Origin of the sequence: Geothrix edaphica (assembly GCF_030268045.1) — a bacterium.
Taxonomy (GTDB): Bacteria; Acidobacteriota; Holophagae; order Holophagales; family Holophagaceae; genus Geothrix; species Geothrix edaphica.
Genome location: NZ_BSDC01000002.1, coordinates 294,429 through 317,469, shown reverse-complemented (window position 1 = coordinate 317,469; position 23,041 = coordinate 294,429). Strand labels below are relative to the sequence as shown.

The following is a 23,041-nucleotide window of genomic DNA, read 5'->3' as shown; positions in this document are numbered from 1 at the left end:
GGAGTCTATGGTTGTTTGCCCATGAATGCAGGTGGATTGTGACCACGGTCTACGGACACCATGGTGGAAGTTTCAGCCCACCTCACGAGGGGATGAAAATCCAGGCGTGACAGGTTACTCGGCCTGGGCGAAGACCTCCCGCGGCTTGCCTGCGCCCCGGTCGGGGCCCACGATGCCCTCCTCCTCCATGCGGTCGATGAGGCGGGCGGCCCGGCCATAACCGAGGTTCAGCTTGCGCTGGAGCAGGCTCGTGCTGGCCTTGCGCTCGCGGGTGACGACGGCCACGGCCCGCACGTAGATGTCATCGCCGCCGCCCAGGTCCGCCTCGTCGAAGAGGGCCGTCTCCTCTTCCGTCTCCATGGCGCTGATGAGGGCCTGGTTGTAGTCGGGCCGGCCCCGCTCCCGCAGCCAGGTGACGAGGCGCAGGGTCTCCTCCTCCGTGAGGAAGGGCGCGTGGATGCGCTTCGGATGGCTGGCGCCGTTGGGGAGGAACAGCGCGTCGCCCGCGCCCAGCAGCTGCTCGCCGCCGCCGGAATCCAGGATGGTGCGGCTGTCGATCTTGGTGCGTACGCGGTAGCTGAGGCGGCTGGGCAGGTTGGCCTTGATGACGCCGGTGACCACGTCCACGCTGGGCCGCTGGGTGGCGAGGATGAGGTGGATGCCCACGGCGCGGGCCTTCTGCGCGATGCGGGCGATGCTGTCCTCCACCTCGCTGCGGGCCACCATCATGAGATCCGCCAGCTCGTCGATGACCACCACCACGTGGGGCATGGGCTCCAGCACCGCGGGCCGGTCGGGCCAGCGGGGGTTGGGCGTGCGCTCGGAGATGTCCAGCGAGCCGCCGGCATCGGCGATCTTGGTGTTGAAGCCCTTCACGTCGCGCACGCTGAGCAGGGCCAGGCGGCGGTAGCGGTCCTCCATCTGGGCCACCACCCACTTGAGGACGCGGCCGGCCTCCTTCATGTCGGTGACCACCGGCGCCCAGAGGTGCGGGATGTCCTCGTAGACGCCCAGCTCCACCATCTTGGGATCCACGAGGATGAGCTTCACCTCGTCGGGCTGGGCGCGCACGAGGCAGGAGCAGATCATGGCGTTGACGCCCACGCTCTTGCCGCTGCCGGTGCTCCCGCCGATGAGCAGGTGGGGCATCTTGTTGAGATCCGCCACCACGGGCTTCCCGGCGATGTCCTTGCCGAGGGCCAGCTGGAGCAGGCCCGGCGCGTCGCGGAAGGCCGGGCTGTCGATGACTTCGCGGAAGGTGATGATCTCGCGCCGGGGGTTCGGCACCTCGATGCCCACCAGGTTCTTGCCGGGAATGCGGTCCATGCGCACGGCCTCGGCCTGGAGGGCCAGGGCCAGGTCCTCCTCCATGCCCAGGATGCGCGACAGCGGAATGCCGGGATCCGGCTGGAACTCGAAGACGGTGACCACGGGGCCCGGCTGCATGCCGGTGACGGCACCCTTGATCTTGAATTCGGACAGTTTCTGTCCAATCACATCCTTGATGACCTCCAGCGCGGCCAGATCGGCCTTGGCGTGCTGGCCCGGCGGATCGAAGAGGCGGCGAGGCGGCAGGGTCTCCCGCGCGGCGGGGGCGGGCTCCGCCTCGGGGGGCAGGGCGGGCAGGGGACGCGAGGGCGTGGGTTCCGTGAGCGGCAGGGGCGGCTGGACGATCTCCCGGCCGTAGCGGTCCTTGGCTACCTGCGGCTTGGCCACGGTGGGCCTGGGTTTCGGCGCCGGCGGGGCCTCGGCCAGCAGCTTGGCCCGGAAGGGGGCGTCGGCGGCCAAGGGGGGGGTCGGCGCGGAGGTCGCGGGAAGGGGCTGCGCCTCGATGAGGGTCTGGGCGGCATCGAGGTTGACGGACTGGATGGCCGGCAGCAGGTCCTCGGCCCGGATGACGGGCTTCCGCTTCCGCACTTCGGCCGTTTCCAGCTCGGCCTTGAGGAGGGCCTCACGCTGGGCCTCCAGGGCCTGCTGGCGCTGGGCCAGGGCCGCCAGGGCCGCGCCGTCCGCCGCGTCCAGATCCGGCTGGTCGGGGTTCCGCCCGCGGAGGAAGGGCCGCCTCACCATGCTGAGGAAGCCCTGGAAGCCCTTGGCCGGCATGGGCTTCACCCAGGGCCAGGCGGTCTCGCCCAGCCAGCGGTGGAGCAGCCGGCCGATGGCGCGCGTGAGGGCCGGGGCCAGCACCAGGGCGCAGGTGAGTCCCACCAGGGCCAGCAGCAGGGGCAGCCCCACGGGGCCGAGGAAGCGGCGCTGCGCAGGCCAGAGGGCGCTGCCCAGCCAGCCGCCCCAGCGGATCTCCACGGTGCCCACGCCCTCCAGACCGGTCCAGGTCCGGCTACCGAAGGCGCCGAGGGCGGTCCACAGGGCCAGGGCCAGGAACAGCCAGGCCAGGCGGCCGGGCCAGTGATGGCCCTCCTTGGGCCAGGCCTCCCAGAGCAGGTAGGGCGGAATGATCCAGGCGCCCATGCCCATGAGGGTCTGCAGCAGGCCGGCCACGGCCGCGCCCACGATGCCGCAGAGGTTCTGCACGCCGGCGCCCGCGGTGCCCTGCATGAACGGGTGCGGATCCAGCGGATGGAAGCTGGCCAGGGAAAGCAGCAGCACCAGGGCCACGAAGCCCAGCACCGCCCTCAGCATCCAACGGCCGATCCCCTGCAACGCGCCTCCACGGTGTCTGGGCATCAGTGTAGCCCAGCGACGGGGGCCTCAGCGGCCCGGGGCCGCGGAGCCGGGCGGTTGCAGGAGGGCGAGGCGCAGCTGCGGGTCCCAGGCGGGCTTCCCGAGGTCGTGCAGGAAGGTGCCCACCGCCACGAAGGTCCACCCCTCCTGGCTCGCCCGGTCCATGAAGGCGCCCAGGCCGGCGGAAGGCCGGTCCTTCTCGACCCGCTCCGAGCCCAGGTGCATCAGGACGATGAGGCCGTCCCCGTCGCGGTTCAGCCGCTGCCGGAGGCGCTGGAGGATGGCGTCGCCGCTGCGGTAGAGTCGGCGTTCCTTCGGCGTGGCCCAGTCGAGGGTGTCGGCGCCTTCGCTCCAGCCCACGTGCCGGTAGCCCAGCTCCTCGGCCCAGCGGCGGACCTCGGCGGTGTGCTCCCCGTAGGGCGCCCGCCAGTAGGGGTCCATGGGGCGGCCCAGGAGGCGCACCAGCGCCGCGTCCGCCTCCAGCAGCTCCCGCTGCACCCGCTCGCGGGTCCACTTGGGATCGCGCTTCATGCCCGGCGCGAAGTGGGGGTGGTTCATGGTGTGGTTGCCCAGCTCGTGGCCCTCGGCCGCCATGCGCCTCACCAGCGCGGGGAAGCGCTGGATGAAGGCGCCCGTGAGGAAGATGGTGGTGCGCACGCCCCGCGCCTTCAGGGTGTCGAGGATCTCGGTGGCGACCTCGGCGTTGGAGCCGCCGTCGAAGCTGAGCAGCAGGCGCTTCCGCCCGCCGGGGCCGCGGGTGAGGTTGAGGGCCTCGCCCATGCCGGGCCAGGCTTGAGCCTGGTGAGCGGCTGCCGGGGCGGGCTCGATGAAGCGGGCCCGCGCGCCAGTCGCCGCAGCGGTCGCCGCGGGGATCGGGGTGGGTGCGGGGGCGGGAACCGTGGGTGGCGCCGGGGGCCGGCGATCGGCCAGGGGCCCCACTGGGGCGCTCCGCAACCGGGCCAGGCTGAGGGCGCGGGGCTCCGGCTGGGGGGCTGGTGGCGCCACGCGCTGGACGTTCGGAGGGACGGCCGGAGAGGCGCCGGGCTGCCGGGCCACCTTCGGCGCGGGGGCTGGCCGGCCCTTGGGGGGGCGGGCCTGGGCGACCTCCCGGGCGAACCGGAACCGGGCGAGCTCCCGGCCCTCAGCGGTGCGCAGCACGGCGGTCTCGCCCTCGGGGGGACGGAAGAACTCCCAGCGCACGGGCCCCGGTTCCGCGAAGCGGGTCTCGCGGAGCGAGCGGCCCTCCAGCACCAAATGGGTGGGCTCGGCGACTTCACCCTCCACCACCGCCAGGGGACCGAGGGGGTGCCAGGCCCAGGCGGGGAGAGGCGCCGCCACCTGGGCGGCCGGGGGCGCCGGGGCGGCCTTCCGGGTGCAGCCGCCCAACCCTAGGGTCAGGCCGAGGGTCAGTCCGAGCGATAGGCCGAGCGATAAACCGAGCGATAGGCCGAGGGCGGGCGCGGCGGCCGACCCGGAGATCTTCACTGGATTTCCCTGGCCCGGCAGAGCGCCCAGTAGTTGGCCTTCTCGCGGATCCGCACCCACCGGGGATTCAAGGTGGCGCCCTGCAGGTGGTGGAAGGCGTGCTCGGCGAGCAGCTCGGCGGTGGGATTGCGCCCGGCCAGGGAGGGCAGATCGTTGAGCAGGTGGTAGTCCACCAGCTCCACCCAGGCATCCAGGGCCTTGGCGAAGGCGGTTTCATCGGCCTCGGAGACAAGTTCCACAGTGGCCTCGACCTCCCAGTTGTGCCCGTGGCGATCCTCCTGGAAGCCAGGGAGATCATGGAAATGATCGGCCACGAAGGGCCTGCGGAGGGAGACGGTGAAGGGCATGGCTGAGTATAGCTATCGGCCATCCGGGAGCGGGCATTAGGTCTGGCTATCGACTATCGGCGGTCAGGGCCGGGATCGAGTTCCTGGCGGAGGGCGGTCAGGTAGGCGGCCATGACCTGCTGGCGGGCCTCGGCGCGGCGGCGGCCGGCGGCGGTGGTCATGCCGGCGGCCAGCTTGAGGAGCTTCCGCTCGAAGTGGTCGAGGCTCCAGGCCTTGTCGTCCAGGCCGCGGCCCTCGGCCCAGGGATCCTCCGGGTGCCAGAGGCCCGCGCCGAAGCTGGCGCCCGTGGCGAAGACCCGGGCGATGCCGATGGCGCCCAGGGCTTCCAGGCGATCGGCATCCTGGAGCACGGCGGCCTCCGGGCTGCCGGGGGCCTGGCCCCCGCTCCAGCTGTGGGTGGCCACAGCGGCCGCGATGGCGCCCGCCTTGGCGGCCAGCCCCGGGGTCTCCCGGCACCAGAGGGGCACCAGGTCCGCAGCCAGGCGGGCCGTGAGGGGGGATTCGGGGTGGTTCTTGGGACGGTAGACCAGGTCGTGCAGCAGGGCGGCGGCCACGCAGGTCTCGGCGTCGGCCCGCTCCTCGGCGGCCAGCTCCCCCGCCAGGCGCGCCACGCGCAGGATGTGGCCCAGGTCGTGGGCCGCGTCCCGGGGGAAGGGCTCGCTGGCCAGGTGGGTGCGCAGCCGGGTCAGCAGCGGGTGGAACCAGGGGTAGGGGAAGTCCGGCGTCATGGCTCCAGGCTACCGGTTGTGCCGATGATCACGTTATTTGGTATTGAGACTCTTTCTCTTTTGATTAGACTGGGAGTCGAGGTCAGACATGTTCCTCTGCGTCTGCAACGCCATCACCGAAGACCAGGTCGTCTGGGCCGTGCGGGAGCGCGGCGCGGACTCGGTGGCGGCGGTCTTCGAGGCCCTGGCCGCCAAGCCGGACTGCGGCCGCTGCCTGGGCGCCATGGCGGAGGCGGTCCTCGCCATCCGGGCCGGAGAGCCCGTGGGCGTGGCCCTGGATCCGCTGGCCACGCCGTGGGGCTGCCGCGGCCGCTGCCGGCCCGCCTGGGGTGAACCGGCCGAAATCGCCAAGGCCAGCTGAAAGGCGTTGTGAAGAACCGGCAAAAGTCGCTATCGTGAGCCCCTTTCCAGGGGAGGCCCCATGCAAGGCGACGCCACGGTCATCCAGCACCTGAACCGGCTCCTCCGCAACGAGCTCACGGCCATCAACCAGTACTTCCTCCACGCCCGCATGTGCCGGAACTGGGGCCTGAAGGAGATGGGCGAGCACGAGTACAAGGAATCCATCGACGAGATGAAGCATGCGGACCGGCTGGTGGAGCGGATCCTCTTCCTGGAGGGCCTGCCCAGCATGCAGGACCTGAACAAGCTCCGCATCGGCCAGAACCCCAAGGAGATCCTGGAGGGGGACCTGGCCCTGGAGATGGACGCCATGAAGGACCTGCGCGAGGCCATCGCCTACGCCGAGGGCATCCGCGACTATGTGAGCCGCGACCTCTGCCAGGACATCCTGGAGAGCGAGGAGGAACACGTGGACTGGCTGGAGACCCAGCTGGATCTCATCGGCCAGATGGGGCTCCAGAACTTCGTCCAGCGGGCGGCCGGCGGGTTCTCCTGATCCAAGCCAGCTCTGGGTCTCCACTGCGGTGGCCGGTGGAGCGGCCGCCATGGGGCCATGTAAGATGGGCCTTCCTGGAGGACCCATGCGGAGCCTGACCACGCTGCTGTTGAGCCTGCTGCTGACGGCGGTCGCCTGGGCCCAGAGGGCGGATCCCGCCTTCGATGCCATGGGGAGTGTGAGCCTGGCCTTCCAGAAGGGGGCCGTGGTGCTCAAGGTGCCCGCGGGGGCCCACCTGAAGGCTTCGTTCATGGAAGTGGCGAAGAAGGGCGGGCCGGGGGCCGTGAAGGTCGGGCCCCTGCCCGCCACGGATGCCAAGGACGAGATCGGCGACGGCATCTGGCACGGCACCGTGCGCATCCCGGTGCGCGGCGAAGGCCTCGCGGGCACGGTGAAGCTGGAGGTCACCTACCAGCCCTGCACCGAGGGCGAAGGCGGCGTCTGTTTCCCGCCCACCACGCGGACACTGGAGGTGAAGGCGTCGGAGATTCCGAGTGCCGCGCCCGCGGCCGTGGCGGCGGAGAAACCTGCGGTTTCTCCGGTGGAAAAAACGGCGGAGCCTACGGCCCCTCTGGCTTCATCTCTTCCCCCGGCGCAGGCGGCCACGCCTGCGCCCGCATCCGGGCACTCGGGCCTAGTCTGGTCCCTGGTCCTGGTCTTCCTGGCGGGCATGGGCGCCTCGCTGACGCCCTGCGTGTACCCGATGATCCCCATCACCATGGCCATCGTGGGGGCCAAGGGCAGTGGCAAGGCCCGGGGTTTCGCGCTGTCGGCCATGCTGGTGCTGGGCATGGCCGTGACCTACACGACGCTGGGCGTCCTGGCGGCCCGCAGCGGAGCGGCCTTCGGGGCCTTCGCGCAGAAGCCGGCCTTCCTCATCCCCGTCTCGCTGCTCTTCGCGGCTTTCGCGCTGTCGCTCTTCGGGGCCTTCGAGATCGCCCTGCCCCAGGGCCTCGCGCTGAAGCTGCAGGGGGATGGGTCCCGGAAGGGTTTTGGAGGCGCCTTCCTCATGGGCCTGGTGCTGGGGCCCCTGTCGGCGCCCTGCGTGGGGCCCGTGATTGGCGCGGTGCTGGTGGGCATCGCCCAGCAGGGCGACGTCTTCATGGGCGGCCTCAAGCTCTTCGTCTTCGCCCTGGGCATGGGCGTGCTGTTCCTGGCGGTGGGCACTTTCTCGGCGGCGCTGCCCAAGAGCGGCGAGTGGCTCACGCGGTTCAAGCAGGGCATGGGCCTGGTGGTGCTGGGCTTCGCGGCCTGGAACGTGCGGCTCGTGGTGCCGGACTGGGCGAACTTCGCCATGTGGACCCTCGTGATGCTTGCGGGCGCGGCGGTGTTCGGCGCCTTCGAGGCGGCCGAAGGGCTGGTGGGCCAGCTGCGGAAGGGCTTCGCCCTCCTGATGCTGGCGCTGGCCCTGCTGCTGGGTGTGCGGACCGTCGAGACCTACCTGAAGGTGGACCTGCTGCCCAAGGGCGGCGCGGCCGTGGCGGTCCAGGACGAGCATGCCGGCTGGATGGAACAGGACCTCGAAGGCGCGCTGGCCAAGGCCAAGGTCGAGCACAAGCTGGTGCTGGTGGACATCTACGCGGACTGGTGCGCCCAGTGCAAGGAGCTGGACGAGAAGACCTGGCCCGATGCCGCTGTGAAACAGTGGATCAGCCAGAACGCGGTGCCCATCCGCATCGACACCTACGCCAAGCGGAAGGACCTGGCCCAGAATCTCAAGATTGCCGGTTATCCCACCGTGGTCCTCTTGGATGCAGAGGGCCGCGAGCTGCGCCGCTACATGGGTTTCATGAAACCCGAAGCGATGAAGGTCTGGCTGGAAGGAAAATAAGAAGGGCCCGCAACGCGGGCCCTATCTGAATCCGCGCAGCGAATTCAGCGGAGGCTACTTCCCCAGGAACTGCTCCAAGGTCTTCTCCAGCTGCTCGCCGCGGAGCTGGGCGCCCTGGGCCACGATCTTCCCGTCGGGGCCAATGAGCAGGGCCTTGGGGATGCCCATCACGCCGTAGGCGTCGGCCAGGGGATTCTTGAACCCGCCCTCGATGTAGGCGTGCTTCCAGGGCATGAGTGTGGTGGCCTGCTGGCGGAAGGGCGCGATGTGCTCGACCCGGCGGTCGAAGGAGAGGGACAGGATCTCGAAGGGCTTCGCCTTGAACTTGGCCCAGGCGGCGTGCAGGCCGGGCAGCTCCACGCGGCAGTCCGGGCACCAGGTGGCCCAGAAGTCGATGAGCACGTACCTGCCCTTGAACGTGTCGAGCGTGTAGGTGGTCTTGGGATCCTCCAGGGCCTTCAGGCTGAAGGCGGGGGCGGGATGGCCCGGTCCCGTCTTCGCTTCGGCATCCAGGAAGGCCTGGGCCCGCTGTTGCAGGGGGCTGCCGGGGAACTGGGCCCGGATGGCGTCGAAGGCGGCTTTCCAGCCGGCCTCGTCGCCCGCCTCCAACCGCGCCAGGAAGTGGTCGAAGAGCAAGGTGCGGCGCAGGCCGGCATCTGCATGCTTCATGCGCGCCTCGGCCACATAGGCGCCCCAGCCCTTGGGATCGGCGGCGGCGCGGGTCGAGAGCAGACCGGGATCCAGGCTCCAGGCGGCGGCGGTGGGGGGGACCTCCTGGCGCACCTGGTCGAGGAGGGCGGGCGTCGGCTGGGCCTTGGCCAGCTGCAGGTGGAACAGCTTGCTGACCAGCAGGGCCTGCCGCATGTCGGGACGCGTCTCGACGGCCAGGCGGGCGTCCAGGTCCGCCAGCTCCTTCGCGCAGTCGCCCCGGAAATCCTTGGTGTTGCCGCCGGCCTTCATGAAGGCGGCGCGGGCCTCCATCACGGCTTTGACTTTCGCCCGGGCGGCATCAAGCACGGCCTGGGGGCCCGCCGCGGGGGCCGGGACCTGGAGTGCGGGCACGGCCGTCATCAGGCAGATCAGGGGCAGGGGCATGGATCCTCCGGCGAGGGCTGTGGCCTAGCCAGACATGATACATCGAGACATGATGGCTATCGCGGTGGGAGGTTCTTTACCAGGTCGAGGCCCGTTTCCGTCCGGCTGAGGTACCAGGTCAGGGCCTGGCCATCCACGAGATGCACGGCCGCGTGCGGGAAGCGCTTCTGCAGCTCGGCCTGGTGGCGGCGGTTGAAGCGGTAGGGCTCCGTGGGGAGCAGGATCGCCTCCGGAGCCAGTGCCTCCAGGTCCTCGTCGGACAGCGCGGGGTAGCGGTCCGGTCCGATGGGGGTGAAGCCGCCTTGGCGCAGCAGGTCCCCCAGGTACGTGTCGGGGCCGGCGCTCATCCAGGGATCCTTCCAGATGAGGACCAGGGCCCGGGGGCCCTTGCGGCGGCGGCCCTTCAGCGAGGCTTCCAGGGCCGCGGCGCGGAGCTCGCCGGCCTGGGGTACGCCCAGGCGGATTCCGAGTTCCCGCAGGGCGGCGACGCAATCCTCCACCGTGCGGATCTCCAGGGCCAGCCAGGGGATGCCCAGGGCCGTCAGCGCCTCGGCCACCTCTTTCGGGTTTTCGTCCCGCTCGAGGATCACAAGATCCGGCGCCAGATCCTTGATGCGGCCCAGGTCCGGGTCCTTGGTCCCGCCCGCGGCGGGCACCGTGTTGCGGATCCAGCGGGGCTCGATGCAGTAGCGTGTGCGCCCCACGAGCCGCGCTGCCAGCCCCCACTGCACCAGCAGTTCCGTCACCGAGGGCACCAGGCTGACGATACGCTGCGGGGCCGACATGATCCGGGGGGACCGCCTGCTCGCTTCGCTCGCGATGTCCCCCGGGGCCCCCGCAGGATCTTCAGGCACAGCCTGCTGATCCTGCCTGACGGCTCCTGGTCGGGGGAAGGCCACGGCAGGACGAGGCGCGCTCGGCCCAGGATCTACGGTCAGCCTCACCCCCAGATGCGGGTCCTTGATCTGCCCGAGTCCCGTGGGGCAGAGGTCCAGCAGGGGGCATGCCGCGCAGTCGGGACGGCGGGCCTCGCAGGTGCGGCGGCCGTGGAAGATGAGCTGGTGGTGCAGCTCGATCCAGTCTTCCCGGGGGAAGAGGCGGCAGAGGTCCGCCTCCACCTTCTCCGGCGTGGCGGCCTTCGACAGGCCCAGGCGCCGGGCCACGCGGAAGATGTGGGTGTCCACGGCCAGGGCCGGCACGCCGAAGGCATTGGCCAGCACGACGTTGGCCGTCTTCTGCCCCACGCCCGGCAGGGCCCCCAGCTCAGTGGGATCCGAGGGCACCCGGCCGCCGTGCCGCGCCATCAGGGCCTGGCCCAGGCCGATGAGGTTCTTGGCCTTGTTGCGGAAGAAGCCCGTGGACTTGATGAGGGCCTCCACCTCGTCCTGGCGGGCCTCCGCCAGGCTCGCGGCATCCGGGAACCGGGCGAAGAGGGCCGGCGTGGTGAGGTTCACCCGCGCGTCCGTGCACTGGGCGCTGAGGATCGTGGCCACCACCAGCTGGAAGGGGTCGCGGTGATCGAGGGCGCAGCGGGCGTCGGGATAGGCGGCGCGGAGCCGGGCCTGGAGCTCTCGGGGCTGGGGCTTGGGGGCGCGCATGGCACCAGGATAGAGCCTCGTCCTGCGAAAGGCGTGCCGGACGGATAAACTGGAGGGTGAGGTGCCGCATGCCCACCACGCTCACGGGGAAACTCGACTGCCAGGAGACCGCCCGCCATTACCTGGAGCTGGTGCGCTCGAACGTGAAGAAGCTTGGCTTCTCACCGGGCCTGGGCGTCATCCTCGGCAGCCACGACCCCGGCAGCGTCACCTACCAGCGCTGGCTCATGAAGGACTGCGAGGACCTGGGCATCAACGCGGCGGACCTGCGGGTGGAGAACGGCATGCAGATGGTGAAGCTCATCGCCCGCCTCAACCAGGATGAGAAGACCCACGGCGTGTTCATCTTCTATCCCCTGCGCTACCCCGAGATCAAGGACGACGAGGTGATGGACCTGGTGGATCCGGGCAAGGACATCGAGGGCCTCCACGCCATCAACATCGGCTTCCTCACCAAGTACCGGAAGCGCCTGGACGACGGCTCCCAGCACCGCTGCATGACGCCGTGCACGGCCCGGGCCATCGTGAAGACCCTCAAGCGGGGCTTCGGCGAGAACTGGATGGCCGGCAAGACGGTCCTCGTGATCAACGACAGCCTCCGCATCGGCCGGCCCCTCACGGCCATGGTGGCCAACCTCAAGGGCACGCCCATCCTCTGCCACGCCGCCACCAACCAGACGCATCTCGAAGGCTTCATCCGCATGGCCGATGTCATCGTCAGCGCCGTGCCCGCGCCCGGCTACAGCATCAACACGGACTGGATCAAGGAGGGGGCCCTCTGCTTCGACCTCAGCGGCGACGGCAACTTCGACTACGAGGCCCTGGAGCGCCGAGGCATCCCCTACACCGACACCACCAAGAACAGCGTGGGCAAGGTGACCCGGGCCATGGCCCTCCTGAACCTGACCTACGCCGCCGGCGTCGAGTAGGCCTCCGCCCGGCCCCCTATACTGGCCGGTGCCCCCCGAGGTTCCCATGCGTCCCGCCGCCGCCCTCCTGGCCTGCCTCTGCTCCTTCCTGCCGGCTCTGGCCCAGCCTGCGTCGGCGGTCTCGAGTGGTCTGGCGGCCCTCCTCGGCGGGTCCTCGGGCCCGGTGCCCTGGGACTTCCAGCGCCTGGTGGTCCGGAGGCGGCCCGATCCGCCGCTGTATCCGCCCCTGGCCCGGTTGGCGAACCTGGAGGGCGAAGTCCTCCTGCGGCTGACCATCTCGCGGGGCGGATGGGTGGAGCGGGCCGAGGCCCTGGAGGGCCCCCGGTTGCTGCGAGAGGCCGCGGTGGCCTACCTCCAGGCCTGGAGCTTCGAGCCGGTCCTCGTCGACGGGAAACCCGTGCGGGTGCAGTGCGACCTGCGGGTGCCCTTCCATCTCGATGGCGCACCAGGGCTGCCCAAGCTCCCGCAGCCGCCCACCAAGATGGTGGTGGAGATCGTGCAGGATCCGCCGGTGGGACCGGCGGTCCTCGGGCCCGACCGCCTGAAGGCTGAGCTCGGGCGGTTCTCGGACCGGAGCGGCCTGACCGGTGTGGGGCCCGCGGAAGCGGGGCCGCAGGACACCTTCCACCTGGGGATGCAGGTCAAGGTCACCCGGGCGGAGGGCCTGTCCATCTGCCAGGTCCGCGGGCGCGGCTCGCTCTGGGAGGCCCGGGACCTGGCCGAGAACAAGCCCGGGAAAACGCCCCGGATCGTCTTCCTCAACCGGGTGGCCGGGCAGAAGGGCGACGCCGGCCTCCAGGACCTGGTCGCCGGGGTGCTCCAGCGGAGCCTGGATGAGATCCTGGCGCCTCCGCCCCGGTTCCGGGAGGTCCGGCCGGTCGCGACGCCCCCGGCACCCGGGGCCGCCCCAGCCGAGGCCGTCGAGAAGGCCAAGGGGGTGGTGGACTTCGACTTCAGACAGATCCGCGTGAAGCGCCAGCCGCCCGCGCCGCCGTACCCGACCGCGGCCAAGCTGGCCCGAGTGCAGGGCACCGTGGTCCTGGACCTGATCATCGACCCGCAGGGCGAGCCCATCCTGGCCGAGGCACGGGAGGGGCCGGTGCCCCTCCTGCTCACCGCCATCAGCTACGCGCTGGACTGGCGGTTCGAGCCGGCCAAGCTCAATGGAGTGCCGCAGGTTGCCCGGTTCCGCTTGACGATGCCTTTCCGGCTCCGCTGAAGGGCGGGCCGGCATTCAAGCCAGACGGCCTACCGCGCCCGCCATTCCCCCACCAGCAGCCCGTACACGGCATGATCCACGTAGCGGCCGACGAGGCGCTCCGCCTGCCGGAGGGTGCCCTCGTGACGGAAGCCCAGGCGCTCGGGAATGGCGCGGCTGCGCCGGTTGCGGACGCCGGCTCGGATCTCCACGCGGTTGAGCCTGAGGGCGCGAAAGCCATGTCGTGCGAGGGCGGCCACGGCGGCGGTCATCAGGCCGTGGCCCTCGGCTTCCCGGGCCAGCCAATAGCCGATGCCTCCGCTGTGGTTGGCCGGATCCAGCCACACGAAGCCCGCCACGCCGACCAGCTCGCCCTTCCACCAGAGGCCGAAGGGGAGCGCCATGCCCGCGCGGGCCTGGGCCCGTACCCTCAGGATGTAGGCGCGGGAATCCTGCACGCTGCGGTTGGCGTCAGGCCAGGGCAGCCAGTGGCGCAGGCGGGCCCGGTTGGCGTCCACGAGGGCGAACAGCGGTCTGGCATCACGCAGGCGCAGGGGACGCAATTCCAGGGAGCGGGCGGCCTTGATGACTCCGGTCATCGCCCCCCTCACTGGCCGGCGGGGTCCTGCTGGGCCGCGGCGCGGCCGGCCCTCCAGAGCACCAGCAGCTCATCGAGCAGGGTGCCGAACTGCTCCAGCCGCATCGCGTTGGGCCCGTCGCTCCAGGCCTTCTCCGGGCAGTCGTGCACTTCGAAGAAGAAGCCGTCCACAGCCGTGGCGGCGGCCCGGGCCAGGGTGGGGATCATCTCCCGCGCCCCGCCCGTGGCGTTGCCCAGGGCGCCGGGCTTCTGCACGCTGTGGGTGGCATCGAACACGACCGGGCAGCCGGTCTTCCGCAGGTGGGGAAAGCTCTGGAAGTCCACCACCAGGTTGCCGTAGCCGAAGCTGGAGCCGCGTTCCGTCACCCAGACGGGCCCGTGGCCGGGCACGGACTGGAGCTTCTCCACGCCGTGCTTGAGGTCCCAGGGCGCGAGGAACTGGCCCTTCTTCAGGTTCACGGTGCGCCCCGTGGCCGCGGCGGCCAGGAGCAGGTCCGTCTGGCGGCAGAGGAAGGCCGGGATCTGGAGCACGTCCACGGCCTGGGCCGCGGGCGCGCACTGGTCGCTCTCGTGCACGTCGGTCAGCACCGGCACGCCGTAGCGGCTGCGGATTTCGGCCAGGATGTCCAGGCCCCCCGCCATGCCCGGCCCCCGGTGGCTGTCGCGGCTGGTGCGGTTGGCCTTGTCGAAGCTGGATTTGTAGATGAAGGGGATGCCCCGGGCCTCGGCCAGGTCCCGCAGGCTGGAGGCCATCAGGTGGGCGTGCTCCCGGCTTTCGATGACGCAGGGCCCCGCGATCAGGAAGAAGCTCTGGCCAGTGAAGGGTCGGGTGAAGTCCATGTGCACCTCTGCCTGCATTTTACCTCGGCCGAGTCATTTACGGGTTGTCATCCGTATTGCTGGGTAGTCTTGCACAGTGTTCAATGGAACCATCCAACCCCATTTTTCGGAGTCCAGCATGGCGAAGACGTTGATGGAAGACGATCTGAACCGGCGCCTGGTGGCCCTGCTCCAGCAGGAGGGCCGCATGAGCCACGCGGAACTGGCTGAGCGGCTCGGCGTGAGCCGCCCCACCATCATTGACCGCGTGAAGCGCCTGGAGGCGGAGGGCGTCCTGGCGGGCTACGCAGCCCGGGTGGCGCCGGCGGCCGTGAACAAGCCCAACGTGGCCTTCGTGGCGGTGCGCTACAAGGACAACAACGAGGCCATCGAGCAGCGCTTCATCAAGGCCCTCGAAGATGAACCCGACATCCTCGAGGCCCACACGGTGGCCGGCGAGGACGCCCTCATGCTGAAGGTGGTGGCGGATACGCCCGCGGGCATCGCCGAGCGCCTGCGCCGCATCCGGGCCCTGGGGCCCATGGTCACCACCCGCACCACCATCGTGCTGGAGACCCACTGGGAGAAGGCCGGCCCGAGCCCCTTCCCCGGCGACGGCCAGGGGAAGAAGGCCAAGAAGTGAGGACCCGGCCCTGTTTGAGGGATCGCGCCTGATGCTCGGCTGGCTCGCCTACCTCACGGTGGCGGTGGTCTGGGGCTCCACGTACTTCGCCATCGCCCTGGGCCTGGAGTCCTTCTCGCCCTATGGCATGGTGGCCGCCCGGTTCTCCCTGGCCTCGCTCCTGGCGCTGGGGTTGGGCAGGCTGCGCCGCGAACCCTGGCCCCCCCTGCGCGAGCTGCCCCATCTCATGACCGTGGGCGCCCTGCTGCTGGGGGTGTCCAACGCCCTGATCTCCTTTGCCGAGCTGCATGTCTCCTCGGGCTTGGCGGCGGTGCTGGCGGCCCTGGTGCCCCTCTGGCTGGCGGTCTTCTCCATGGCGAAGGAGCCCCTGGGATCCAAGGGCTGGGCGGGCCTCGCCCTGGGACTGGCCGGGGTGTGCGTCTTGGTGTGGCCGACCGGCGGCGTGCGGGTGCACACCGGCAGCCTGGTGGCCCTGGTGGCCGCGCCCATCATCTGGTCCTGGGGCACGCTGCACGGCAAGCGTTTCGTCCACGGCGGCGGGCTGCTCACCAACGTCGGCCTCCAGATGGCCACGGCCGCGGTGATCGGCCTCGCGGCCGCGCCCCTCCTGGGCGGGTTCCTGCGGGGCCCCGTCACGCCCAGGGCCCTGGGCGCCATCGGCTACCTGGCGCTCTTCGGCTCGATGCTGGCCTTCTCCGCCTACATCTACCTGGCCAAGGTCTGGCCCCCGGCGAAGATGGGCACCTACGCCTACCTGAATCCCCTGGTGGCCGTGCTGCTGGGCAGCCTCATCCTGCACGAGGCCTTCGGCCTGCGCCAGGTGCTCGGCATGGCGATCATCCTGGGAGCGGTGGCGCTGGTGCAGGTTAGGCCGAAAAGGGCGGAGGTTGCGGCCTAGGGGAAGCCCGGGCGGGACCGGCCGGGGTTTCGAGATCCGGGCTTTCAAAGTGAAGGCATCGGCAACTCATCTTGATGGAATCCCCTGGGAAAGCTGGGCAGACCATGCTTGTTATATATTGATAATAATTAATTTATGAATCGGATCAGATCTTGCTCAAGGACCTGCTGCTGTGCCTGGGCCCCTGCGCCCGTCAGCAGCAGATCTGAGGGGACCGCATGGCGTACGAGCCCAAGAACTATGAGCACCTGAAGGGCGGGGCGATGAAGGGGTTCAGCGACAGCCAGCTGGACCTGCACTTCACGCTCTACAAGGGCTACCTGGTCAAGCTCAATGAGATCGAAGAAAAGCTGACCGTGGCCAGCAACGCCAAACCCAACTACTCCTTCAACGAGTACAGCGAGTTGAAGCGCCGGGAGGCGGTGGCCTTCAATGGTTCCTTCCTCCACGAGCTCTACTTCGAGAACCTGGGCGGCGATGCCACCATCAGCCCCAAGATCCAGAAGGCCATGGACGCCCAGGGCGGCAGGGGCAAAGTGCTCGCCGATCTCAAGGCGGCGGCCCTGTGCGGCCCCGGCTGGGCGCTGCTCACCCGCAACCGCCGGGACGGCAAGCTGCACAGCTACTTCGTGGCCGAACACCACCTGGGCCTGCCCATCGAGCAGGACCTGATCCTGGTGCTGGACAGCTGGGAGCACGCCTTCATGGTGGACTACGGAATCAGGCGCCCCGAGTACATCAACGCCTTCATGGACAACATCAAGTGGAGCGAAGTGTCCCGGCGCTTCGACGAGGTGGGCGCCGGAGGAGGGAGACCGCAGCCATGAGCAGCGGATCCATTGAATCGGGTCTATCCAGCGCCGCGCTCGACCTCCACCGGGCCCTCGCCAGCCTGCAGGAGGAGCTGGAAGCCATCGACTACTACCACCAGCGGGTGGACGTGGCCGAGGACGAGTCCCTGAAGGCCGTCATGGCCCACAACCGGGACGACGAGATGGAACACGCGGCCATGCTCCTGGAATGGCTGCGGCGCGCCCTGCCCGGGTTCGACCTCCAGCTGAAGAAGTTCCTGTTCACCGCGGATGCCATCACAGGCCTGGCTGGAGGCAGCGAACCACCCGTGGCCAGCGGCACAGGATTGGGTTTGGGGAACTTGAAATGAGCGGGCCTTGAGGCCCAGGAGCAGCGGTCATGGTCGACATCCTCAGGCGTGACATGGCACCCATCGTGGACGAGGCCTGGCAGGAGATCGAACTGCAGAGTTCTCGCCTGCTCAAGGGCAACCTCTCCGGGCGGAAGCTGGTGGATTTCAAGGGTCCCCATGGCTGGACGTTCGCGGCCGTGAACCTCGGAAGGCTGGAGGTGGGCGCCGAGGATGCGGTGCCCGGCGTGGCCTGGGGTCTGCACAAGGTCCTCCCCCTCGTGGAGATCCGGGTGCCCTTCACCCTGCAGGTCTGGGAACTGGATGATATGGCCCGCGGCGCCAAGAACCCGGACCTGAGCCCCATGCTCGAAGCCGCACGGAAGGTGGCGGTCTTCGAGGAGACGGCTCTCTACCGCGGCTTTGGCGGGGCCGGCATCCAGGGCATGCTTGAAGGCTCCAGCCATGCGCCGGTGCCCCTGAGCGCCGATCGAAGCAAGCTGACTGAATCGGTGGAACTGGCCCTGCTCGCCATTCAGGAGGCGGAAATCGGCGGCCCCTTCGCACTGGTGCTGGGCACCGAGCCCTATAAGTGGCTGATGGCAGGTGAGCCCAGTGCCTACCCGCTGCGCGAGCGCATCAAGGCCCTCGTCACCGGTGGCATCCACTGGAGCCCGGTCCTGGGGGGCGGCGCCGTGCTGTCGCGCCGGGGCGGCGATTTCGAGATGACCGTGGGCCAGGACGTGGCCATCGGCTACAAGATGCACACCGCCCGGGAGGTGGAGCTGTATTTCGCCGAGTCCTTCACGTTCCGGGTCCTGGAACCCGCGGCCGCCGTGGAGCTGAAGCTGAAGGCGGCACCTCGCTCAAAGTGAAGGCGCGCCAGCCGGGCCTTCCGGCAGCGGCCGGGGAAGCGCCGCCGTCCGGGGGAACTCCGGGATGGCTTCCAGATCACGGAACAGCTTGCCCATCACCTTGCGGAGGGAAGCCTGGAGCTGGCGCTCGCGCCGGCTCTGTTCCGTGGGCGGAAGGGCCGCCAGCTCCCGCCGGGCCCACAGGACGTAGTAGGTCTCCTGCCACAGCGGCTTCTCCATGTTGGCGCGGACGAGTCGGGCCTCCACCACCGCCGGGCTGGACCAGCGGCCCACGAGGATCGAGCCGCCGATCCAGAAGGCGCTCTCCTCCAGCAGCTCGTAGAGGCCGAGGCCCACGGCCAGCCGTGGGTCGTGGGCCAGCAGGCCCACCCCCACGCCCCAGCCCACGCCACTGAGGATGCCCCAGGCGATGTACTTGGCCCGCACCTCGCCCAGGCTGGTGATGGTCAGGTCCAGGCGCAGGTCCGCAGCCGGATCCAGGCGCAGGCCCCGAGAAGCGGCCTCGGCGCGCAACTCGGCTTCGAAGGCCGCGCGCTGGGACTCCAGGGCCGCCCGGCGGGCCGCGGGCGTATCGGCCTCCCCTTCGGGGTCCTTGATGCGCGCCAGCTTCCGGCTGTGGTCTTCGAGGCGGACGGCCAGGTTCAGGGAAGGCGCGCCGTGCTCAAGCTTCAGGTCCGCCAGGGGCGAGCGGCAGGCGAGGCCCGCCAGTGCGAGGGCCGCAGGCAGGAGGGCACAGAGCCTCATGCGGCGGAAGTCCCCTTCAGCAGCTTCCAGGCCACGGCCGCCAGGGCCAGCACGGCGATTCCCGCCACCCAGGGCATCCAGGGCCGGGCCCGCTCATCGGCGCCGATGTGGTGGGGTACGCCCTGCGGATCGGGCTCGCTGGGACCCAGGGCCAGGGGTGCGGCCGAGGCCAGGGTGCGCAGCGAGGGCAGGGCGCCCAGGTTCCCGGGGGCGGGTTTCGCCTCGCCGCCGAGATGCAGGGCGTAGGTCTGCCCTGCCTCCACGGGCAGGATCAGGGTCTGCCGCCGCACGAGCGCCCGCAGGCTCAGGGGCGACGCGCCCTCGGGCAGGCTGAGGGTGAGGGTCTGGGCCAGCTCGGGCGGGAGGGCGATGCGCGTGGAGCGCGTGCGGAGGGCGGGCAGGTTCCACACCAGGTCACTGCAGGCCCAGGGCCGGCTGGTCTCCGGGGTGCCGCCCACGTGGATCTCCGGGGCGAGGGGTGCGGCGGGGGGCGCCAGCACCAGCTCCACACCCACCACGCGCTCGGTGTCCGGCAGGGTCAGCCGCCAGGTGCGGGGCCGGCCGGGCTCGGGCGCGAACGCCCCGTCCAGGGCCAGTTCCGTCTCCAGGGCCTCGGGCCGCGTCTCCGCACGGGCCGAGAGGCCGCGGATCCGCGGGGCCTCGCCTTGGGAGGCCACCAGGGTCAGCCGGTAGCGGTGGCCGTCCCAGGGCAGGTCGAGCGTGCGGCGGCTGCCGGAAGGCGCCAGATCGTAGAGGTGCAGGGGGGCGGGCGGATCGTAGGCGATGAAGATCCCGCCATCGCCCCCGTCCTCGCGTCGCCGCTCGGCCTTCACCTGGGCCACCCAGGGGGCGCGGCCATCGAGATCGAAGTCCAGCTTCAGCGTTTCCCGTTCGCCCACCTGCCAGCCTTCGGGGAGCTTCAGGGAGAACTCCACGGTGGGCCGGCCCTCGGCATCCCGACCCGTCAGCAGGTGTTCCAGGGGCAGGGTGCGGGATTCCCACAGGCCCTCCCGGGCCTCGAGGAAGGGCACGCTGCGCCCGGCCGCATCGCCGATCCACGCGCCTTTCACGTGGCGCTGGGCCCCAGCGTCCAGGGGGAGGCGCGCCCATCCGCTGACGGCCGCCGGCGGAATGGGGCGGCGGTGCAGGGCCGCGGTGTCCTCGCGGGCGCAGGCCAGGCAGAGGAGGGAGGCGAACAGGAGGGCGGGTTTCATGCGTTCCCTTCGGGATGATGCCGGTGGGCGAGGATGGCGGCGGCCATGCCGATGGCGCCGACGCCCAGGAAGGCGAGGGCGCGCAGGGGCGTGTCGGCGCGATCGAGATCCGAGGCGATGAGCTTGAAGCTGGCGATCCCCATCCAGGCGTAGCCGGCGATGAGCAGGGCGCGGCGGGCCGCGTCGCGCTGGCCCAGCCCGCGCATCCACTGCCAGGCGCCGGACAGCGCCCAGACCAGCGTCATGGCGATGGAGGCGGCGCGGGAGGGCCCCCAGCCCCGGGAGCCGGAGGCCTGCAGCCACTGCACCAGCCGGGCCGCCTCGAAGGCCAGGGTCACGTTGGCTGTCACTTCCAGGGCGAGGAACGCGATCAGGCCCAGGGGGCCGCCGCGGCGCGTGAGCATGAACCAGGCGGCCGCCGCCAGGGCCCCCTCTGCGAAGGCGGGGTTGAGGATGGGCGTCAGCCCGCTCCCGTGGAAGAACAGGCTGTCCAGGCCGTGGAAGGCCCAGCGCAGCGTGGTGAGCAGGGCCAGCCCGGCCGCCAGCCAGCGCAGGGCGGTGGCCTCCTGGGCGTACTCGCTGTCCTCGGCCTGCAGGGAGGCCCAGGCCAGGCCCAGGGCGAAGGCGCCCCACAGCGGGCCCACCCAGCGCCAGGCCAGGGCCACGGGCACGGCCAGGGCCAGGTGTCCCGCGGCCAGGGCCAGCAGGCCCCAGTCCGCCTGGCGGCTGTCCAGGCGGCGGCGCAGCGGCTTCACCAGGGCCAGGTTCAGGGCGGCGACGGCAAGCACGGGCAGGGCGAAGGCCTCGGGGGCAAGGTCCAGGCGCTTCCAGAGCAGCCAGCCGTACGAGGTGGCCAGGATCGAGGCGATGAGCCAGAGCACGGTGGGCGTCCCGGGCTTCTCCTCCCGGCCCGGCAGCCAGGCCCAGCCGCCGGCCAGGGCCAGGTGGAGGACCAGCAGGAGGGCCAGCAGAGAGGCATCCGCCTTCAGGACCTCGGCGCAGGCGGGGAGCAGCAGCAGCCAGGTGCCGAGGAGCGCCGTCCACCGCGCGCCGTGCCAGGTTCCGCCGAGGCCCGCGAGGTAGGGCACGGCCAGGGTGGCGGCCATGAGCACGGCCAGGTAGAGGGCCAGGGCCACCTCGTGGTGGCCGCCCTGGCTGAAGACCAGGGGCGCGGCCAGGCCCGAGACCAGGGCCACCGTCAGGGCGCCGCCGCTGCGGCCGCGGGCGGCCAGCCCCCCGGCCACCAGGGTGACCAGGGCCGCCGCCGCCAGACCGAGGGCGGCGGGATAGAAGTGGTAGGCCATGGCCCCGGCCCGGAAGGTGAACTGGAGGGTGCCGAGGCCCGCGAGGAGCAGGGCCACGCCCAGGCGGCGGTCCTCTCCGAGGATCAGCTTCGCGGCCACTGCGGCGATGCCGCCGCCGGCCAGCAGGCCGAGGAGGAAGCGCAGCTCGGCGCCCAGCCAGCCCTGCTGGATGGCCCAGCGGAAGAAGAAGATCGCGCCCGCGAGGAAGATCGCGGCACCGGCGCCGGCGATCCAGACCACCGGGGACAGCTCCTTCCGGGGGAGGGCAGCGGCAGCGGGGGGAACGGGCCTGGGCCGTGCGGGGGCCGCGGGAGGCGCGGGCGCCTGCTGGCGCTGGAGGAGCCAGGCCACCTGGGCCTCCAGGCGCGCCACCCGGTCAGTCAGCTCCTGCGGTCCGGCTTGGTCCTGCGGAAGGTCGGCCATGATGTCTCCATACGGATGCGTATGGGATCATGCGATGGTGGTCCGGGCCCTGTCAAGCCACTCCCGCGCCTCTCCAGGAAGCTCAGCCGATGACGCGGTTCCGACCCTCGGCCTTGGCCTGGTAGAGGGCCTTGTCGGCCCGGGCCAGCATCCGCTCCAGCGTGTCCTCGGACCCTTCCCAGGTCGCCAGGCCGATGCTCAGGGTCACCCGGTAATTGGGGGGGAGGCCCGGCAGGGGTTCCAGCGTGACATGCTCGCGGAGCCGCTCGGCCAGGGCGCGAAGGCCGTCCAGATCCGTCTGGGGCCCGTAGGCCAGGAACTCCTCGCCGCCGATGCGGCCCAGCTGGTCCACCTTCCGCAGCCCGAAGGACATGCGCTGCGCCATGACGCTGAGCACCTGGTCCCCGGTGGCGTGGCCGAAGCGATCGTTCACGGCCTTGAAGTGGTCGAGGTCGATGAGCATGAGGGACAGGCTCTGCCCGAAGCGCCCACATTGATCCACTTCGATCTTCAGCATGTCGAGGATGTGCCGCCGGTTGAACAGGCCCGTCAGGGGATCGCGGATGGCCTGGTGGTACAGGCGGAGCCGGGAGTCCTCCAGGGTGAGGAGGCGGCCCAGCTCCTCGTTGGCGATCTCGAACAGCCGCTCGTATTCCTCGACGGAGCGACGCTCGGCGAAGAACCCGAGGGCGCCCACCGCCGGGTAGCCGGGCAGGAGGGCGGGCAGCACCCGCATCACCGGGTCCCGGAGGGCGCGGCGGCGCTCGTCGCCGTCGTCCACGGGATGCCAGTGGCACTCCGCCGGGACGCCGGGCGGGGCGAACTGGAGGGCGGCGGCTTCGAGGGCCCTCCGGTCCTCCTCGCTGGCGGAGGCCCCATGGACGCCGTGGCAGGTGGTCCCCTCCTCCCCCAGGTAGGTCACGAGGAGGGCGCCGGGCAGCACGAGCTCCTGGAGGATCTCGATGAAGCCCCGGATCAGCCGCAGGGTGTCGTGCTCGACGGTGTAGAGCCGGGAGATGGAATCGCGCAGCGCCGTCTCCACCACGCGCTGTTCCAGGGCCTGGGCCAGGCGCCGCTGGATGGCGTCCACGCCGAAGTTCTCCTGGGCCAGCCGGGGCGTGCCGGGGAGGGGGCGCAAGCGGTCCGTCTGCTCCACGAGGGACGTGGCGGCCTCCACCACATGGTCGAGGTCCCGGCCCTTCACCAGGAAGCGGTCCGCGCCGCAGGTCTTGGCCCAGAACCGCGCCAGGCCCACGCCCTGGGCCGTCAGCAGAAGCACCGGCAGGTTGCGCGTGGCCCGGTCGTCCTTGAGGAGGCGGCAGAGCTGGTAGCCGTCCAGGAGGGGCATGACGCAGTCGCTGACCACCACGTCCGGACATTCGGTGGCGAGGACGATGAGGGCCTCGGCGCCGTTCTTGGCTTCCAGGGTGGTGTGCCCATGGCGCTGGAAGAGGTGGTGCAGGAGGCTCAGTTGGATAGGGTTGTCATCCACCAGTAGGACCTGGAGGGTCTTGGAGGCCTTGGGGGCGGCAATCGTCATGGGGTCCAGTATCGGTGGAAGTGGAGCCAGGTGGGAACTGCGAGCCTGATC

The 23,041-nt window shown here is 70.8% G+C and carries 22 protein-coding genes; 10 read left to right on the top strand and 12 right to left on the bottom strand.

Annotated features, from left to right (window positions below; genetic code table 11):
- Positions 1–114: 114 nt before the first annotated feature.
- From QSJ30_RS09290 to QSJ30_RS09275, 4 genes are all read right to left on the bottom strand, one after another.
- Complete coding sequence (locus QSJ30_RS09290) at positions 115–2,661, bottom strand: DNA translocase FtsK 4TM domain-containing protein (RefSeq protein WP_285608635.1); 2,547 nt, start codon at positions 2,659–2,661, stop codon at positions 115–117.
- A gap of 48 nt (positions 2,662–2,709) precedes the next feature.
- A complete protein-coding gene (locus QSJ30_RS09285) occupies positions 2,710–4,068 on the bottom strand; it encodes a polysaccharide deacetylase family protein (protein ID WP_285608634.1) in 1,359 nt (452 codons plus the stop codon).
- Between the two features lie 95 nt (positions 4,069–4,163).
- Positions 4,164–4,514, bottom strand: a complete 351-nt coding sequence (locus QSJ30_RS09280; RefSeq protein WP_285608633.1) for a 6-pyruvoyl trahydropterin synthase family protein — start codon at positions 4,512–4,514, stop codon at positions 4,164–4,166.
- A gap of 53 nt (positions 4,515–4,567) precedes the next feature.
- Positions 4,568–5,242, bottom strand: a complete 675-nt coding sequence (locus tag QSJ30_RS09275) for an HD domain-containing protein (RefSeq protein WP_285608631.1) — start codon at positions 5,240–5,242, stop codon at positions 4,568–4,570.
- 88 nt (positions 5,243–5,330) lie between these two features.
- Between QSJ30_RS09275 and QSJ30_RS09270 the strand changes: the two genes are divergently transcribed.
- From QSJ30_RS09270 to QSJ30_RS09260, 3 genes are all read left to right on the top strand, one after another.
- The gene (locus QSJ30_RS09270; protein WP_285608629.1) at positions 5,331–5,603 is read left to right on the top strand and encodes a (2Fe-2S)-binding protein; all 273 of its coding nucleotides are present in this window, start codon (positions 5,331–5,333) and stop codon (positions 5,601–5,603) included.
- 60 nt (positions 5,604–5,663) lie between these two features.
- Positions 5,664–6,140, top strand: coding sequence for a bacterioferritin (gene bfr, locus QSJ30_RS09265; protein ID WP_285608627.1), 477 nt, complete (start codon positions 5,664–5,666; stop codon positions 6,138–6,140).
- Positions 6,141–6,225: 85 nt separating this feature from the next.
- Complete coding sequence (locus QSJ30_RS09260; RefSeq protein ID WP_285608625.1) at positions 6,226–7,971, top strand: protein-disulfide reductase DsbD family protein; 1,746 nt, start codon at positions 6,226–6,228, stop codon at positions 7,969–7,971.
- Positions 7,972–8,025: 54 nt separating this feature from the next.
- On the opposite strand, the gene QSJ30_RS09255 is transcribed toward QSJ30_RS09260, so the two are convergent.
- The gene (locus QSJ30_RS09255; RefSeq protein ID WP_285608623.1) at positions 8,026–9,066 is read right to left on the bottom strand and encodes a TlpA family protein disulfide reductase; all 1,041 of its coding nucleotides are present in this window, start codon (positions 9,064–9,066) and stop codon (positions 8,026–8,028) included.
- A 56-nt stretch (positions 9,067–9,122) separates the two neighbouring features.
- Positions 9,123–10,664: an endonuclease III gene (gene nth / locus QSJ30_RS09250; RefSeq protein WP_285608621.1), complete on the bottom strand. Its 1,542-nt coding sequence runs from the start codon at positions 10,662–10,664 to the stop codon at positions 9,123–9,125.
- Positions 10,665–10,732: 68 nt separating this feature from the next.
- On the opposite strand from nth, the gene QSJ30_RS09245 reads away from it, so the two are divergent.
- A complete protein-coding gene (locus tag QSJ30_RS09245; protein ID WP_285608619.1) occupies positions 10,733–11,593 on the top strand; it encodes a bifunctional 5,10-methylenetetrahydrofolate dehydrogenase/5,10-methenyltetrahydrofolate cyclohydrolase in 861 nt (286 codons plus the stop codon).
- A gap of 46 nt (positions 11,594–11,639) precedes the next feature.
- Positions 11,640–12,812 (top strand): TonB family protein, encoded by a 1,173-nt coding sequence (locus QSJ30_RS09240; RefSeq protein ID WP_285608617.1) that lies wholly within the window; start codon positions 11,640–11,642, stop codon positions 12,810–12,812.
- A 29-nt stretch (positions 12,813–12,841) separates the two neighbouring features.
- On the opposite strand, the gene QSJ30_RS09235 is transcribed toward QSJ30_RS09240, so the two are convergent.
- Positions 12,842–13,390, bottom strand: a complete 549-nt coding sequence (locus tag QSJ30_RS09235; RefSeq protein ID WP_285608614.1) for a GNAT family N-acetyltransferase — start codon at positions 13,388–13,390, stop codon at positions 12,842–12,844.
- A gap of 8 nt (positions 13,391–13,398) precedes the next feature.
- Positions 13,399–14,229 (bottom strand): 3-deoxy-8-phosphooctulonate synthase, encoded by an 831-nt coding sequence (gene kdsA / locus QSJ30_RS09230; protein WP_285608612.1) that lies wholly within the window; start codon positions 14,227–14,229, stop codon positions 13,399–13,401.
- Between the two features lie 118 nt (positions 14,230–14,347).
- Here kdsA and QSJ30_RS09225 point away from each other — a divergent pair, with 118 nt between their 5' ends.
- The 5 genes from QSJ30_RS09225 to QSJ30_RS09205 all read left to right on the top strand — a co-directional run bounded on the left by QSJ30_RS09225 (position 14,348) and on the right by QSJ30_RS09205 (position 17,765).
- The gene (locus QSJ30_RS09225; RefSeq protein WP_257306920.1) at positions 14,348–14,851 is read left to right on the top strand and encodes an Lrp/AsnC family transcriptional regulator; all 504 of its coding nucleotides are present in this window, start codon (positions 14,348–14,350) and stop codon (positions 14,849–14,851) included.
- A 31-nt stretch (positions 14,852–14,882) separates the two neighbouring features.
- Complete coding sequence (locus QSJ30_RS09220) at positions 14,883–15,749, top strand: EamA family transporter (RefSeq protein WP_285608609.1); 867 nt, start codon at positions 14,883–14,885, stop codon at positions 15,747–15,749.
- A 218-nt stretch (positions 15,750–15,967) separates the two neighbouring features.
- The gene (locus QSJ30_RS09215) at positions 15,968–16,576 is read left to right on the top strand and encodes a superoxide dismutase (protein WP_285608607.1); all 609 of its coding nucleotides are present in this window, start codon (positions 15,968–15,970) and stop codon (positions 16,574–16,576) included.
- Positions 16,573–16,911, top strand: coding sequence for a ferritin family protein (locus QSJ30_RS09210; RefSeq protein WP_285608605.1), 339 nt, complete (start codon positions 16,573–16,575; stop codon positions 16,909–16,911). Before QSJ30_RS09215 ends, QSJ30_RS09210 begins: the two co-directional genes overlap by 4 nt.
- Before the next feature lie 29 nt (positions 16,912–16,940).
- Entirely contained in the window at positions 16,941–17,765 is an 825-nt protein-coding gene (locus QSJ30_RS09205; protein WP_285608603.1) for a family 1 encapsulin nanocompartment shell protein, read from the top strand.
- Here QSJ30_RS09205 and QSJ30_RS09200 read toward each other — a convergent pair.
- The 4 genes from QSJ30_RS09200 to QSJ30_RS09185 form a co-directional block, all read right to left on the bottom strand.
- A complete protein-coding gene (locus QSJ30_RS09200; protein WP_285608601.1) occupies positions 17,757–18,509 on the bottom strand; it encodes a hypothetical protein in 753 nt (250 codons plus the stop codon). The two genes, QSJ30_RS09205 and QSJ30_RS09200, sit on opposite strands and share 9 nt — an antisense overlap.
- Entirely contained in the window at positions 18,506–19,723 is a 1,218-nt protein-coding gene (locus QSJ30_RS09195; RefSeq protein ID WP_285608599.1) for a hypothetical protein, read from the bottom strand. Before QSJ30_RS09195 ends, QSJ30_RS09200 begins: the two co-directional genes overlap by 4 nt.
- Positions 19,720–21,450 carry a DUF2339 domain-containing protein gene (locus tag QSJ30_RS09190; RefSeq protein WP_285608597.1) on the bottom strand — a complete coding sequence of 577 codons (1,731 nt, stop codon included), beginning with the start codon at positions 21,448–21,450 and terminating at the stop codon, positions 19,720–19,722. Before QSJ30_RS09190 ends, QSJ30_RS09195 begins: the two co-directional genes overlap by 4 nt.
- 82 nt (positions 21,451–21,532) lie before the next feature.
- Positions 21,533–22,990: a GGDEF domain-containing response regulator gene (locus QSJ30_RS09185; protein ID WP_285608595.1), complete on the bottom strand. Its 1,458-nt coding sequence runs from the start codon at positions 22,988–22,990 to the stop codon at positions 21,533–21,535.
- Between the last annotated feature and the right edge of the window lie 51 nt (positions 22,991–23,041).

What these genes read in the sequence shown, in the direction of transcription:
- QSJ30_RS09280 (WP_285608633.1), bottom strand. Translation starts at nt 4,514, where the DNA reads ATGCCCTTCACCGTCTCCCTCCGCAGGCCCTTCGTGGCCGATCATTTC.
- QSJ30_RS09275 (WP_285608631.1), bottom strand. Translation starts at nt 5,242, where the DNA reads ATGACGCCGGACTTCCCCTACCCCTGGTTCCACCCGCTGCTGACCCGG.
- QSJ30_RS09270 (WP_285608629.1), top strand. Translation starts at nt 5,331, where the DNA reads ATGTTCCTCTGCGTCTGCAACGCCATCACCGAAGACCAGGTCGTCTGG.
- bfr (WP_285608627.1), top strand. Translation starts at nt 5,664, where the DNA reads ATGCAAGGCGACGCCACGGTCATCCAGCACCTGAACCGGCTCCTCCGC.
- QSJ30_RS09260 (WP_285608625.1), top strand. Translation starts at nt 6,226, where the DNA reads ATGCGGAGCCTGACCACGCTGCTGTTGAGCCTGCTGCTGACGGCGGTC.
- QSJ30_RS09255 (WP_285608623.1), bottom strand. Translation starts at nt 9,066, where the DNA reads ATGCCCCTGCCCCTGATCTGCCTGATGACGGCCGTGCCCGCACTCCAG.
- nth (WP_285608621.1), bottom strand. Translation starts at nt 10,664, where the DNA reads ATGCGCGCCCCCAAGCCCCAGCCCCGAGAGCTCCAGGCCCGGCTCCGC.
- QSJ30_RS09245 (WP_285608619.1), top strand. Translation starts at nt 10,733, where the DNA reads ATGCCCACCACGCTCACGGGGAAACTCGACTGCCAGGAGACCGCCCGC.
- QSJ30_RS09240 (WP_285608617.1), top strand. Translation starts at nt 11,640, where the DNA reads ATGCGTCCCGCCGCCGCCCTCCTGGCCTGCCTCTGCTCCTTCCTGCCG.
- QSJ30_RS09235 (WP_285608614.1), bottom strand. Translation starts at nt 13,390, where the DNA reads ATGACCGGAGTCATCAAGGCCGCCCGCTCCCTGGAATTGCGTCCCCTG.
- kdsA (WP_285608612.1), bottom strand. Translation starts at nt 14,229, where the DNA reads ATGGACTTCACCCGACCCTTCACTGGCCAGAGCTTCTTCCTGATCGCG.
- QSJ30_RS09225 (WP_257306920.1), top strand. Translation starts at nt 14,348, where the DNA reads ATGGCGAAGACGTTGATGGAAGACGATCTGAACCGGCGCCTGGTGGCC.
- QSJ30_RS09220 (WP_285608609.1), top strand. Translation starts at nt 14,883, where the DNA reads ATGCTCGGCTGGCTCGCCTACCTCACGGTGGCGGTGGTCTGGGGCTCC.
- QSJ30_RS09215 (WP_285608607.1), top strand. Translation starts at nt 15,968, where the DNA reads ATGGCGTACGAGCCCAAGAACTATGAGCACCTGAAGGGCGGGGCGATG.
- QSJ30_RS09210 (WP_285608605.1), top strand. Translation starts at nt 16,573, where the DNA reads ATGAGCAGCGGATCCATTGAATCGGGTCTATCCAGCGCCGCGCTCGAC.
- QSJ30_RS09205 (WP_285608603.1), top strand. Translation starts at nt 16,941, where the DNA reads ATGGTCGACATCCTCAGGCGTGACATGGCACCCATCGTGGACGAGGCC.
- QSJ30_RS09200 (WP_285608601.1), bottom strand. Translation starts at nt 18,509, where the DNA reads ATGAGGCTCTGTGCCCTCCTGCCTGCGGCCCTCGCACTGGCGGGCCTC.
- QSJ30_RS09195 (WP_285608599.1), bottom strand. Translation starts at nt 19,723, where the DNA reads ATGAAACCCGCCCTCCTGTTCGCCTCCCTCCTCTGCCTGGCCTGCGCC.
- QSJ30_RS09190 (WP_285608597.1), bottom strand. Translation starts at nt 21,450, where the DNA reads ATGGCCGACCTTCCGCAGGACCAAGCCGGACCGCAGGAGCTGACTGAC.
- QSJ30_RS09185 (WP_285608595.1), bottom strand. Translation starts at nt 22,990, where the DNA reads ATGACGATTGCCGCCCCCAAGGCCTCCAAGACCCTCCAGGTCCTACTG.